Annotated in this window: 10 protein-coding genes and 1 tRNA gene; 2 read left to right on the top strand and 9 right to left on the bottom strand. The window is 69.4% G+C overall.

Going from position 1 to position 13,681, the window contains the following annotated elements; genetic code table 11:
• Positions 1-40: 40 nt before the first annotated feature.
• Positions 41-116, bottom strand: a tRNA-Ala gene (locus HHX30_RS26510).
• A 93-nt stretch (positions 117-209) separates the two neighbouring features.
• Between HHX30_RS26510 and HHX30_RS26515 the strand changes: the two genes are divergently transcribed.
• Positions 210-1,124: an RNA polymerase sigma-70 factor gene (locus HHX30_RS26515; RefSeq protein ID WP_169984724.1), complete on the top strand. Its 915-nt coding sequence runs from the start codon at positions 210-212 to the stop codon at positions 1,122-1,124.
• Entirely contained in the window at positions 1,121-2,284 is a 1,164-nt protein-coding gene (locus tag HHX30_RS26520; RefSeq protein WP_169984726.1) for an NAD(P)/FAD-dependent oxidoreductase, read from the top strand. The genes HHX30_RS26515 and HHX30_RS26520 overlap by 4 nt, the downstream gene beginning before the upstream one ends.
• Positions 2,285-2,394: 110 nt before the next feature.
• On the opposite strand, the gene HHX30_RS26525 is transcribed toward HHX30_RS26520, so the two are convergent.
• The 8 genes from HHX30_RS26525 to yjfF all read right to left on the bottom strand — a co-directional run bounded on the left by HHX30_RS26525 (position 2,395) and on the right by yjfF (position 13,678).
• A complete protein-coding gene (locus HHX30_RS26525; protein WP_169984728.1) occupies positions 2,395-4,590 on the bottom strand; it encodes an immunoglobulin-like domain-containing protein in 2,196 nt (731 codons plus the stop codon).
• Positions 4,590-6,071, bottom strand: coding sequence for an L-arabinose isomerase (araA, locus tag HHX30_RS26530; protein ID WP_169984730.1), 1,482 nt, complete (start codon positions 6,069-6,071; stop codon positions 4,590-4,592). Before araA ends, HHX30_RS26525 begins: the two co-directional genes overlap by 1 nt.
• A complete protein-coding gene (locus HHX30_RS26535) occupies positions 6,068-6,727 on the bottom strand; it encodes an L-ribulose-5-phosphate 4-epimerase (protein ID WP_169984732.1) in 660 nt (219 codons plus the stop codon). The genes araA and HHX30_RS26535 overlap by 4 nt, the downstream gene beginning before the upstream one ends.
• The gene (araB, locus tag HHX30_RS26540; RefSeq protein ID WP_169984734.1) at positions 6,724-8,373 is read right to left on the bottom strand and encodes a ribulokinase; all 1,650 of its coding nucleotides are present in this window, start codon (positions 8,371-8,373) and stop codon (positions 6,724-6,726) included. The genes HHX30_RS26535 and araB overlap by 4 nt, the downstream gene beginning before the upstream one ends.
• Before the next feature lie 209 nt (positions 8,374-8,582).
• Entirely contained in the window at positions 8,583-9,842 is a 1,260-nt protein-coding gene (mmsB, locus tag HHX30_RS26545; protein ID WP_211592539.1) for a multiple monosaccharide ABC transporter permease, read from the bottom strand.
• A 5-nt stretch (positions 9,843-9,847) separates the two neighbouring features.
• Positions 9,848-11,377: a multiple monosaccharide ABC transporter ATP-binding protein gene (gene mmsA, locus HHX30_RS26550; RefSeq protein WP_169984736.1), complete on the bottom strand. Its 1,530-nt coding sequence runs from the start codon at positions 11,375-11,377 to the stop codon at positions 9,848-9,850.
• Between the two features lie 53 nt (positions 11,378-11,430).
• Positions 11,431-12,540: a multiple monosaccharide ABC transporter substrate-binding protein gene (chvE, locus tag HHX30_RS26555; protein WP_169984738.1), complete on the bottom strand. Its 1,110-nt coding sequence runs from the start codon at positions 12,538-12,540 to the stop codon at positions 11,431-11,433.
• Between the two features lie 157 nt (positions 12,541-12,697).
• The gene (yjfF, locus tag HHX30_RS26560) at positions 12,698-13,678 is read right to left on the bottom strand and encodes a galactofuranose ABC transporter, permease protein YjfF (RefSeq protein ID WP_396705401.1); all 981 of its coding nucleotides are present in this window, start codon (positions 13,676-13,678) and stop codon (positions 12,698-12,700) included.
• Between the last annotated feature and the right edge of the window lie 3 nt (positions 13,679-13,681).

Genomic DNA, 13,681 nt, shown 5'->3' on the forward strand with positions numbered 1-13,681 from the left:
GAGACGCGAGAAGGGCGGTCGATCGACCGCCCTTCGAGTGTGGTGGAGCTATGGGGATTCGAACCCCAGACCCCTTCCATGCCATGGAAGTGCGCTACCAGCTGCGCTATAGCCCCTTGCAACGCAGTCAGTGTATAGGAGTCCGCGCGAGGGTGGTAACCGGACGAGCCGACGTCACACAACGGTGGGCATGATACGTCTGGCATGACATGACCATCGAAGTCTTCACCGCGCACCGGAGCCTGCTCGTCGGCGTGGCGTACCGCATCCTCGGCAGCGCCGCGGACGCGGAGGACGTGGTCCAGGAGGCATGGCTGCGCTGGGCCGACGTGGACGCAACGTCGGTGGCCGACCCGAAGGCCTACCTCGTGCGCGTCACCACCAACCTCGCCATCGACCGGCTGCGCCGGGTGCGGGCCAGGCGGGAGGCGTACGTCGGGCCCTGGCTGCCCGAGCCCGTCGTCACCGCGCCGGACGCCGCGGAGCCCGCCGAACGCGCCGACAGCCTCGAACTGGCCCTCCTCGTCGTGCTGGAGACGCTGTCCCCGCTGGAACGGGCCGTGTTCGTCCTGCGGGAGGCGTTCGGCTTCTCTCACGCCGAGATCGCCGGGTTCCTCGGCCGGGGTGAGCCCGCCGTACGGCAACTCGCCCGGCGCGCCCGCGATCACGTGCGCGAACGCAGGCCGCGTTTCGACGTGGACCGGCGCGAGCGGCGCACGATCACCGAGCGCTTCGTCGCGGCCTGCGAGGAAGGGGACGTCGAGGCCCTGACGGCGCTGCTCACCGCGGACGTCCGTCTGGTCGGCGACGGCGGCGGCAAGGCGCGGGCGCCGCTGCGGGAGCTGGCCGGGGCCGTGCCGGTCGCCCGGTTCCTTCTCGCCATCGCGAGCCCGGAGGGCCGCCGGCGCTTCCTGGCCTCCATCGGCGCTCCCCCGGGCGTGGAGATGGGCCTGGAGATCGCCGAAGTCAACGGCGGGCCCGCGATCGTCGCCCGGCTGGACGGCCGGCCCGTCACGGTCGTCTCGCTGGTGATCACCGACAGACTGGTCGACACCGTTTATCTCATCGCCAACCCCGAGAAGATGTCACGGCTCGGGGTCTCGGACGCGTCCGGGAGTGCATGAGAGAAAACATCACGATCGTGGGCGGCGGGCTCGCCGGGCTGACCGCCGCCATCGCCTGCGCCGAGGGCGGCGCGTCCGTCGTCCTGCACGAGGCGCACAACGCCCTCGGCGGACGCGCCCGGTCCACCGCCGCGCCGTACGTCGCGAACGAGGGCGTCCACGCCCTCTACGCGGACGGTCTGCCGTGGCGGTGGCTGGACGAACGGAGGCTGGTCCGGCCGTACGCGCTGCCCCGGCCGGGGCACCTGCTCCGGGCACGGTTCCGCCGCGACGGGAGGCTCACCGGACGGCCCCCGGCCACACTGCTGCGGATGGCCGCCCGGCGCGGCCTTCGGGCGCCGGTGGAGGAGGACTTCGGGTCCTGGGCCACGCGCCACTTCGGCGAGGAGGCCGCCCGGGTGGCCGCCGGGGCGACAGGAGTGGTCACCTATGAGGCCGATCCCGGCAGGCTGTCGGCCGCGTTCGTCTGGGAGCGCCTCCTGCGCGTCGCGGCCCCGCGGTATCCGGCCGTGCGGTATCTGGTCGGCGGCTGGGGACGGATGATCGACCGGATGGCGGCGTACGCCCGCGATCTGGGAGTGCGCGTCGAGACCGGGTCGAGGGTGGACCGGCTGCCGGACGGACAGGTGATCGTCGCCACCTCGCTCGACGCCGCCCGCGGCCTGCTGGGCGACGACTCGCTGCGCTGGGAGAGCGGCCGGGGAGTCCTCCTCGACCTCGGGTTGCGCGCGCACCCCCGGGACCTGTTCCTCGTCAGCGATCTGGACGAGGGCGGGTTCCTGGAGCGTTACTCGCTGCCCGACCGGTCGCTCGCCCCCCACGGGCAGAGCCTGGTGCAACTCGAGCTGCCGATGCGCCCCGGTGAGGCGAAGGAGGCGGCGCTCGCACGGCTGGAACGGATCGCCGACCTCGCCCTGCCGGGCTGGCGCGACCGGGTCACCTGGCGCCGCGAGTCGGTCGCCGCCGGCCGCACCGGCGCCCTCGACCTGCCCGGCGCCTCGTGGCGCGACCGCCCGGCGGTCGAGCGCGGCGACGGCGTCTGGCTGGCCGGCGACCAGGTGGCCGCACCGGGCCTGCTGGCCGAGGTCTCGGTCAACAGCGCGCTCGCGGCGGCCCGGGCCGCCCTCGCCTCCCGATCGCTGTCCCGGCCGGCGGCCTGACGCGCGGAAAACGGGCCCTTCCCCCGCGGGGAAGGGCCCGTGTGATCAGCGGGACCGGATCAGCCGAGGGCCCGGATCAGCCGAGAGCCCAGATCAGCCGAGAGCCCAGATCAGCCGAGGGCGCTGAGCAGCCGGTCGTACTCGGCCTGCGTGACGCCCAGCACCGTGCCGTGACGCGGACGGCTCGGCAGCTGGTAGTCGGCCGGGACGGTCCAGTCGCCCTTCTCGAGGTCGGTCGACTCGAACGGCACGTAGCCGCGGCCGCCGTACTCGTCGATGAACAGGTACCACCTGTCCTCGCTGTTGGACTTGAAGATCGTCGGCCCCTCGCCGCGCGACAGCGCGCCGGAGCCGATGCACTCCTTCAGGAAGTCCCAGTTCGTGCTGGTCAGCGAGGTGGACTTCTCCTCGATGATGTACTTGCTGCACGGGCTGGAGGAGCTGTTGTTCCGCTCGTCCTTGGTGAAGCGGTAGTAGGTCCCGTTGTGCTCGATCACCGTCGAGTCGATGACCGAGTAGCCCGGGTCCTTCCAGATCTTCGGTTCGGAGAAGGTGTGGAAGTCGCGGGTCGTCGCGTACACCATCTTGTTGTAGGTGTCCCCCGTGTGCTGCGGGTTGCCGTACAGCTTGGACGCCCAGAACACGACGTACGCCCCGAGGGTCTTGTCGTAGTACGCCTCCGGCGCCCAGGTGTTGCCGGCCTCGGGCGGGGAGACCTGGACGAGCCGCTGGTTCGTCCAGTGCACCAGGTCGGTCGACTCGGCCACCATGATCGAGCGGCTGCCGCGGCGTTGCGCGCGGTCCCAGTCGCCGTTGCCGTAGATCTTGAGGTCGGTGGCGATCAGGTAGAACCGGTCGCCCTCGGGCGAGCGGATGACGAACGGGTCGCGCAGGCCCTTCTCACCGACGTCGGAGGTGACGACCGGCCGGCCGCCGTTGAGCTCCTGCCAGTGCAGCGGGTCGTCGCCCTTGCTCAGCGCGTTGTAGATCTGTTCGCCGTCCGAGTAGCCCTCACCGGTGAAGTAGGCGAACAGGTAGCCCTTGTACGGCTCCTTGGCGGGCAGCGCGGGCACCTCGGGCTTGAAGATCCGCACGGCCTGGTGCCTGCCGCGCGAGATCGTCGCCTTGAGGTTCACCTTCACGGCCTTGGCGCCCGGCGCGGGACGGTTCACCTCGCCGGTCTCGTCGAGCGTGTCCGGCTTGGTGGACCGCCAGGTGATGGTGGTGCCGTTCTCGCCCTCGGTCGGCAGCGTCAGGTTGCCGCGGACGTCGTCGATGTTGTGCACGACGAGTTTGCCGGCGTCGGTATCGACGGCCCGCTTGTCGGTGTAGATCGCCTCGACGGTGACGTCGAACGTCTTCGTCTCCGTCGCCGTGCCCTTGGTGAGCGTGGCGGTGAGCGTGACGTGGGCGTCCTGCGCGCCCGCCGGCGGCCGGGTGACGGCGCCGGTCGCGCTGACGACCGCCGGATCGCCGGAGGCCCAGGTGATCGTGGAGCCGGACGCGCCCTTCGCCGGCAGCGTCAGGTCGGACCGGACCGCGCCGGTGTCGCCGAGGTCGAGCGCCGCGGCGTCCTGCTTGACGATCTCGGCGTTGACCGGTGCCGCGAGCTGGGCGATCTCGGACGCGCCGAGGGCCCGGCCGTAGACGCGGAAGTCCTTGACCCTGCCCTTGAGGTACTTGTCGCCGGAGTAGAGCGATCGGCCGATGTAGTCGGCGGTGGTCGTGCCGCCGCCGATCGAACCGGGGGTGAGCGTGACGGCGGTGTTGCGCGCCACCTCGTCGCCGTTCTGGTACAGCACGCCGACGCCGCCGCCGAGCGTGTACGCGATGTGCTGCCAGCCGCCGCGCGGCAGGTTGACGCCGGCGTTGGCGTTCTGCTCGGTCGACCAGTTGCCCGACGCGATCGACGTACGGAAGGTGTCGCCGGTGGTGAACAGGTAGCCGTTGCCGCTGGACCCGCTCGAGTTGCCGAAGCCGTAGACGAAGTACGGCGTGGCCTGCGTGGGGTCGATCCAGACGTCGAGCGCGACCGTGATCGAGGTCATGCCGCGCATGAGGTTGTCGGGCATCTTGACGTAGCCGTTCGTGCCGCCGAGCCGGAGGCCGTCGCCCCAGCTCGCGTCACCGTTCAGCGTGCCGTTCCTGCCGTTGCCGGAGGAGTCGGCCGCCACCGTGCCGGAGGTCTCGTCGAGCTTGTACCAGAGCGCGAGGCCCTCGTCGGCCGCCGAGGCGGCGGACGGGACGAGCGCCCCGGCTCCGAGCGTGAGGGCGGCCAGGCCGCCCATCACGAACCTGCTGAGCATCAAAATCCTTGCGCGAGCCGATAGTAGGCCTGGTTCCACCGCAGTTCCTTGACGAACTGGCGGGAGGTGGTCGCCTCGTCGATGACGAGCAACTCGACGCCGAGCATGTCGGCGAAGTCGGTCAGCTCCTCGGACCCGATCGCCGAGGAGAGCACGGTGTGGTGCGGGGCGCCGGCCGTGATCCACGACTCGGCGGAGGTGCGCAGGTCGGGCCGGGGGCGCCACACGGCCCGGGCGACCGGCAGGGCGGGCAGCGGCTCGGGCGGCGCGACCACGTCGATCGCGTTGGCCACCAGGCGGAACCGCTCGCCCATGTCGGACAGGCCGACCACCACGGCGGGGCCGGGGGCGGCGTCGAACACCAGCCGCACCGGGTCCTCCCGCCCGCCGATGCTCAGCGGGTGGATCTCGCACGCGGGGGTGTCGGCCGCGATCGTCGGGCAGACCTCCAGCATGTGCGCGCCGAGGATGAGCTCCTCGCCCGGCGTGAGGTGGTAGGTGTAGTCCTCCATGAAGGAGGTGCCGCCGGGCAGGCCCGCCGACATGACCTTGAGCGTGCGCAGCAGCACCGAGGTCTTCCAGTCGCCCTCGCCGCCGAAGCCGTAGCCGTCGGCCATCAGCCGCTGCACGGCCAGGCCGGGGAGCTGGCGCAGCCCGCCCAGGTCCTCGAAGTTCGTGGTGAACGCCTTGAAGCCCCCGCCCTCCAGGAAGTGCCGCAGGCCCAGCTCGATGCGGGCCGCGTAACGCAGCGACTCGTGCCGCTCTCCGCCCGCGCGCAGCTCGGGCGCCATCCGGTAGAGGTCCTCGTACTCCTTCACGAGGGCGGACACGTCCGCGTCAGCGGCGGCGTCCACGGCCTCGACCAGCTCGTTGACCCCGTAGGTGTTCACCGACACCCCGAACCGCAGCTGCGCCTCGACCTTGTCGCCCTCGGTCACGGCGACGTCCCGCATGTTGTCGCCGAACCTGGCCAGGCGCAGCGAGCCGACCTCCGCCCGGCCCGCCGCCGCCCGCGCCCAGGTGGCGATGCGCCCCGCCACCGACGGGTCGCTCACGTGCCCGGCGACGGTCTTGCGCGGCACGCCGAGGCGCGTCTGGATGTAGCCGAACTCGCGGTCGCCGTGGGCGGCCTGGTTGAGGTTCATGAAGTCCATGTCGATGGAGCTCCACGGCAGCTCCACGTTGGCCTGCGTGTGCAGGTGCACCAGCGGCTTGCGCAGCGCGTCAAGCCCGGCGATCCACATCTTGGCCGGGGAGAACGTGTGCATCCACGCGATCAGGCCGATGCAGTCGTCGTCACCGTTGGCCTCCAGGCACACGCGGCGGATGGCCGCCGCGTCGGTGAGCACGGGCCGCCACTCGAGCTCGAACGGCAGCGCCTCGCCCAGCTGCTCGGCGATGCGCTGGGACTGCTCGGCCACCTGCCGCAGCGTCTCCTCGCCGTACAGGCCCTGGCTGCCGGTCAGAAACCATAGCCTCACAGGTGACTCCTCTGTCCATAGACGTTCTGGTAGCGGTCGTACAAGCTGTCGACGTCGGCCTGCGCGATGGGCAGCGGCCGGCCGAGCTGGCGGGAGATGTGCACGGTGCGGGCCACGTCCTCGCACATCACGGCGGCCTTCACCGCCGCCTTCGGCGAGTCCCCGATCGTGAACACGCCGTGGTTCTGCATGAGCACGGCCGGGGAGCGGTGCCCGGTCAGGGTCGCCACGATCCCCTTGCCGATGTCGTCGCCCCCGATGAGCGCGAACGGCCCGACGGGGATCTCGCCGCCGAACTCGTCGGCCATCGCGGTGAGCACGCACGGGATCGCCTCACCGCGGGCCGCCCACGCCGAGGCGTACGTGGAATGGGTGTGCACCACGCCGTTCACCTCCGGCATGTGCCGGTAGACGTAGGCGTGCGCGGCCGTGTCGCTGGAGGGGGCCAGGTCGCCCTCGACGAGGTTGCCGTCGAGGTCGCAGACCACGATCGACTCGGGGGTCAGGTCGTCGTACGACACGCCGCTGGGCTTGATGACGAACAGGTCCTCGCCGGGCACCCGGCCAGAGACGTTGCCCGCCGTCCACGCCACCAGGCCGTACCGGACCAGCTCGGCGTGGAGTCTGCAAACGGTTTCGCGAAGTTCATCGATCATGCACTGGCCTCGTTCCTGATCGCGCGGAGCCGGTGGAGCATGCCGCCGTCCGCGAAGTGGTCGTGCAGCCTGCGATATTCGGCGTACAGCCGGTCGTAGGCGTCGGCCCGCCCGGCGTCGGGCACGTAGGCGGCGGCGTCGCGCTTGCCCATCGCCGCCGCGGCGGCCGTGATGTCGGGGTAGGCGCCCGCCGCGACGGCGGCGTGGATCGCCGAGCCGAGGGCCGGCCCCTGGTCGGAGCCGATCACCGACAGCGGGCGGCGCAGCACGTCGGCGTACGTCTGCATGAGGAAGTGGTTCTTGAGCAGGCCGCCGGCGACCACGAACTCCTCGACCGGCACCCCCGACGCCTCGAACGTCTCCACGATCGTCCGGGCGCCGAACGCGGTGGCCTCGATGAGCGCGCGGTAGACGTCCTCCGGGCGGGTGGCGAGCGTCTGCCCGACGATGACGCCGGACAGGGTGTGGTCGACCAGGACCGAGCGGTTGCCGCCGTGCCAGTCGAGCGCGACCAGCCCATGCCGGCCGACCTTCTGCTCGGCGGCGAGGGAGGTCAGGTACTCGTGCAGGCCGACTCCCGCCTCCGCCGCCCTCTCGGCGTACGACGCGGGCACGCAGTTGTCCACGTACCAGGCGAAGATGTCGCCGACGGCGGACTGGCCCGCCTCGTAGCCCCACAGCCCGGGGACGATGCCGTCGCGCACGACGCCGCACATGCCGGGGACCTCGGCGAGCTGGTCGGAGCACATGACGTGGCAGGTCGAGGTGCCCATGATGGCGACCATCTGGCCCGGCCGCACGGCGTCGGCCGCCGCGGCGGTGACGTGTGCGTCGACGTTGCCGACCGCGACCGCGATGCCCTCGGGCAGCCCCGTCCACTCGGCGGCCCGCGCGGTCAGCTGACCGGCGAGGCCGCCGAGCGGAGCGAGACCCTGGCCGAGCTTGCGGGTGAAACCGGAGAAGGCGGGATTGAGCGCGGCCAGGAAGTCCTCGGACGGATAGCCGCCGTCCTGGTGGATGGCCTTGTACCCGGCGGTGCAGACGTTGCGGGTCTCCACCCCGGTGAGCTGCCAGATGATCCAGTCGGCCGCCTCGATCCAGCGGTCGGCCCGGTCGTACAGCTCCGGGTCCTCCTCCAGCAGCTGCAGGCCCTTGGCGAAGGCCCACTCGGAGGAGATCTTGCCGCCGTACCGCGGCAGCCACGGCTCGCCGCGCTCGGCGGCCAGCGCGTTGATGCGGTCGGCGTGGGGCTGCGCCGCGTGGTGCTTCCAGAGCTTCGGCCAGGCGTGCGGCCGTTCGGGGAGCTCCTCGCACAACGGGTGGCCGTCGGCGGTGGCGGGCAGGATCGTGCAGGCCGTGAAGTCCGTGCCGATGCCGATCACCTGCTCGGCCGGGACCTGGGCGGCGGCCAGCGCCTTCGGCACGGCGTGCCGAAGCACGTCGATCCAGTCGGCCGGCGACTGCAGGGCCCAGTCGGGGCCGAGCCGGACGCCGGAGCCCGGCAGCGCGTCCTCGATCACACGGTGGGCGTACTCGTGGACGGCGCCGCCCACCTCCTCGCCGTCGCTCACCCGCACCACGACCGCACGCCCGGACAGCGTGCCGTAGTCGACGCCGATGACATAGCGGTTGTTGTTAGCGTTCACATTGAACTCCAGGGACTGTGGGGCATCCGGATCATGTCCAGGGGCCTCGGCCTCACCACCAAGCCGGCTCTCAGGAGCAGGCGCTCGTCGCGGTGGGTCCCGCGCTGATCTCACCAGCACCTCGATTCGATGACGACCTGCGTGCTGCGGAGCGGTGCTCCCGGCGTCGATCCTGCCCTCGATAGGTTTCCTGTCGGCGACTTATTCGATCAGCGTGAGGCACCTGCCCTGCGCTTGGTCCACACGTCGAACGCCACGGCGGCGAGCAGGACGGCGCCCTTGACGAGCATGACCCGCTCACTGGGCGAGCCGATCAGGGACATGCCGTTGTTGATGACCGCCATGATCAGACCACCGGTGATGGCGCCCACGACCTTGCCCACGCCGCCCTGCACGGCCGCGCCGCCGATGAAGGCCGCCGCGATCGCGTCCAGCTCGAAGCTGTTGCCCGCCGTGGGACCCGCCTGGTTGAGCCGGCCGGCGAAGATGACGCCGGCGATGGCCGAGAGCACGCCCATGTTGACGAAGATCCAGAAGACGACGGACTTGACCTTCACACCGGACATCACGGCCGCCTGCAGGTTGCCGCCGATCGCGTAGATCTGCCGGCCGAACACCGTGCGGTTGGCCATCAGCGAATACGCCAGCACGAGCACGGCCAGCAGCACCAGCACCCATGGCAGGTTCTTGAAGCGGGCGAGCTGCACCACGACGAAGAGGATCAGCGCGGCTCCGGCGGCCATCTTCAGCGTGAACAGCGCAACGGGCTCGACCGTCTGGCCGTAGCCCTTCCGGGCATTGCGCGTACGCCACTGCGCCACGACCATGCCGGCGATCGCGATCAGGCCGATCAACAGGCTGAACAGGTCCGCGCCGCCGAGCGGACCGAGGCCGACGTTGCCGAGGTAGCCGTCGGTGAAGCCGTTCGCCAGCGTGCGGACCTGGTCGGGGAACGGGCCGATGCCCTGGTTGCCCAGCACGGTCAGGGTCAGCGCCCGGAACAGCAGCATGCCAGCCAGAGTCACGATGAACGCGGGGATGCCGAAGTACGCGATCCAGTATCCCTGCCAGGCCCCGATCACCCCACCGGCGATGATCGTGACCAGCAGGGCCAGCGGCCAGGGCATGCCCATGTTCACCATGAGCACGGCGGCCAGCGCTCCGGTGACCGCGACCACCGAGCCGACCGACAGGTCGATGTGCCCGGCGATGATGACCAGGATCATCCCGATCGCGAGGATCAGGACGTAGGAGTTCTGGACGATGATGTTGGAGATGTTCTGCGGCTGGAGCAACGCGCCGTCGGTCAGCACCGAAAACAGCACAATGATCAGCGCGAAGGCGATGTAGATACCGCTCGAGCGCAGGTTGATCGACAGTCCGCCGAGCGACACCCGTCCCGGCTGCCGTGGCGATCCCCCGTCGCCCATGGCGCCGACCTGTACGTCGGCGGGCGTGATGCTGCTCATTCGAGCTACTCCTGTCCCTTGGTCATGAGATACATGAGGCGTTCCTGCGTGGCTTCCCCGCGCGGCACTTCCCCGGTGACGCGCCCCTCGGAGAGGGTGTAGATGCGGTCGCACAAGCCAAGCAGCTCAGGCAGCTCAGAAGAGATCACCAGTACGGCCTTGCCCTGGTCGGCCAGGCGGTTGATGATCGTGTAGATCTCGTACTTCGCACCGACGTCGATGCCCCTCGTGGGCTCGTCGAGGATGAGCACGTCCGGCTCGGTCAGGATCCACTTGGAGAGCACGACCTTCTGCTGGTTGCCGCCGCTCAGCTTGCCGACGACGCTGTTCACGCCGGGCGCCTTGATGTTCATGCTTTTGCGGAACTGCTCGGCGACGCGGAATTCCTCGTTCTCGTTGACCCACCCGCGCCGGGACAGGCCCCTGAGCCCGGCGGCGCTGACGTTCCGCTTGATGTCCTCGATGAGGTTGAGGCCGTACCTCTTGCGGTCCTCGGTGGCGTAGGCGATGCCGTGCTTGATCGCGTCCTGGACGGTGCGGATCTCGATCGGCTTGCCGTCCTTGAAGATCCGGCCGGAGATGTGCGTCCCATACGTCCGCCCGAACACGCTCATCGCCAGTTCGGTGCGTCCGGCGCCCATCAGCCCCGCGAGCCCCACGATCTCCCCGCGGCGCAGCCTGAGAGAGGCCCCGTCGACCACCTTCCTGCCGGGCTGGCTGGGGCTGTAGACCGTCCAGTCCTCGATCCGGAACGCCTCCTCGCCGATCGCCGGCTCCCGTGCCGGGAAGCGGTTGTCGAGAGCGCGGCCGACCATGCCGGAGATGATGCGGTCCTCGGTCACGTCGTCGCCGGCCATGTCGAGCGTCTCGATCGTGCGGCCGTCACGGATGATCGTGACGGCGTCGGCGATGGCGATCACCTCGTTGAGCTTGTGCGAGATGATCACGCAGGTGATGCCCTCGTCCCTGAGCCCGCGCAGCAGGTCGAGCAGGTGCGCCGAATCGTCGTCGTTGAGCGCCGCGGTCGGCTCGTCGAGGATGAGGAGCTTGACCTCCTTCGACAGCGCCTTGGCGATCTCCACGAGCTGCTGCTTGCCCACGCCGATGTCGGAGATGAGCGTCGTCGGATTCTCGCGCAGGCCGACCCGCTTCGTCAGCTCGCCGGCCTCGTAGTTGGTGCGGTTCCAGTCGATCACGCCGCGTTTGGCGCGCTCGTTGCCCAGGAAGATGTTCTCGGCGATCGACAGCTGCGGGCTGAGCGCCAGCTCCTGGTGGATGATGACGATGCCCGCGTGCTCGCTGTCGCGGATGCCGCCGAACTCGCAGCGCCTGCCCTCGAAGGTGATCTCACCTTCGTACTCGCCGTGCGGGTAGACCCCGGACAGCACCTTCATCAGCGTCGACTTGCCCGCGCCGTTCTCGCCGCAGATCGCGTGGATCTCGCCCCGCCGCACGGACAGGTTGACGTCCTGCAGCGCCTTCACTCCCGGGAACGTCTTGGTGATCCCGCTCATCCGCAAGATGTGCTCGGTCATATGCCCCTCGCTCAGGGAGGGCCCGGGGAGACGCCTCCCCGGGCCCGGATCCCCTACTTGAGCTGGTCCTCGGTGTAGTAGTTGCTGCCGACGAGGACGTCCTTGTAGTTGCCCTTGTCGACGATCACCGGGTCCAGCAGGTACGACGGGACGACCTTGACGCCGTTGTTGTAGTCCTTCTCGTTGTTCACCTCGGGCTTCTCGCCCTTCAGCACCGCGTCGGCCATCTTCACGGTCTGCTCAGCGAGGTTGCGGGTGTCCTTGAAGATGGTGGAGTACTGCTCGTCGGCGATGATCGACTTGACCGACTGAAGCTCGGCGTCCTGGCCGGTGACGATCGGGTACGGCTTGCCGTAGCCGGAGCTCTTCAGCGCCGACAGGATGCCGATGGACAGCCCGTCGTACGGGGAGAGCACGCCGTCGATCTTGGTGTCGCCGGTGTAGGTCTTGGTGACGATGTCCTCCATGCGCTTCTGCGCGGTGGCGGGGTCCCACCGGAGGATGGCGGCCTGCTTGAAGTCCGTCTGGCCGCTCTTGATCACCAGCGTGCCGTCGTCGATCTTCGGCTGCAGCACCGACATGGCGCCGTTCCAGAAGAAGGTCGCGTTGTTGTCGTCCGGCGAGCCGCCGAACAGCTCGACGTTGAACGGCCCCTTCTTGCCGTCCTCGACGCCGAGGCCCTTCAGCAGCGACGTCGCCTGCTGCACGCCGACCTTGAAGTTGTCGAAGGTGGCGTAGTAGTCGACGTTCGGGCTGTTGCGGATGAGCCGGTCGTAGGCGATCACCGGGATCTTGTTGTCCGCGGCCTGCTGCAGCTGCGAGGTGATCGCGGTGCCGTCGATCGAGGCGATGATCAGGAGCTTGGCGCCCTTGGTGATCTGGTTCTCGATCTGGTTCGCCTGGGTCGGGATGTCGTTCTCCGCGTACTGGAGGTCGACCTGGTAGCCCAGCTTCTCGAGCTGCTGCTTGACGTTGTCGCCGTCGTGAATCCAGCGCTCGGACGACTTCGTCGGCATGGTGACGCCGATCAGGGCGCCGGCGTTGCCGGCGGCCGTGGACGCCGAGGCCTCGGCGTCCACCGTCTTCTGGCTGGAGCCGCAGGCCGTCATGGTCAGGGCGACCGCGATGGCGGACACCACGCCCCCGATACGTGCCAATCTCATGTGCTTCTCCTTGTTAGTGAGGGCGCGGCAGAGCTGGGTGCGGCTGCTGCCATTGGAGGGAGTGGGTTCACAGAACCTACCAAATCGGCCCAAAGTGCACTGATGTGACCTGCATCTTTGCCAAATCTATAGATGCATCGTCGGTGTGTCGCGGTGCTCAACGGCGTGAGCCACCCAAGAACAGCCGTTGCAGCAGGATGAAGGCGAACAGCAGCACCCCGATGAAGATCTTGGTCCACCACGAGCTCAGCGTGCCCTCGAAACTGATGATCGTCTGGATCAGGCCGAGCACGAGCACGCCGAGCACGGTGCCGAGCAGATAGCCGCTGCCGCCGGTGAGGAGCGTGCCACCGATGACGACCGCCGCGATCGCGTCCAGTTCCATGCCGACGGCGCCGAGCCCGTAGCCCGACAGGGAGTAGAAGGCGAACAGCAGGCCGCCGAGGGCGGAGCAGAAGCCGCTGATCGTGTAGACGGAGATCTTCGTGCGGGCCACCGAAAGGCCCATCAGGAGCGCTGACTGCTCGCTGCCGCCGGTCGCGTAGACGTTGCGGCCGAGCCGGGTGTAGTGCAGCACGAACGCCGCGATCAGCACGACCACGACGGCGATCAGCGCGCTCGGGGAGACCGACAGGTCGCCGCCGAGGCCGATCCGCGTCTGGGCGATCGCGGTGAACGTCTCGTTCTCGATCGGGATCGAGTCGGTGCTGATCGTGTAGCACAGGCCGCGCGCGAGGAACATCCCGGCCAGCGTGACGATGAACGGCTGGATCTCGAAGTAGTGAATGATCGCGCCCATGCCCAGGCCCAGCACCGCGCCGATCACCAGCACCAGGACGATGACCCCCAACGCCGGCCAGCCGTCCTTCAGCAGACTCGCCGCGATCATGGTGGAGAGCGCGACGACGGACCCGACCGACAGGTCGATGCCGCCGGTGAGAATGACGAACGTCATCCCGACCGCGACCACCAGCAGGAAGGCGTTGTCGATGAAGACGTTGAGGATGATCTGCCCGGTGGCGAAGTTCTCGTAGCGGATGCCTCCCGCCACGAACATCGCCACGAACAGGCCCGCGGTCACCAGGACCGGGATGTACTTCTGCGGGACCGTGCGATGCAGGCCCGGCAGGCCGGTGATGCT

This window comes from Microbispora sp. H10836, assembly GCF_012999525.1.
Lineage (GTDB): Bacteria > Actinomycetota > Actinomycetes > Streptosporangiales > Streptosporangiaceae > Microbispora.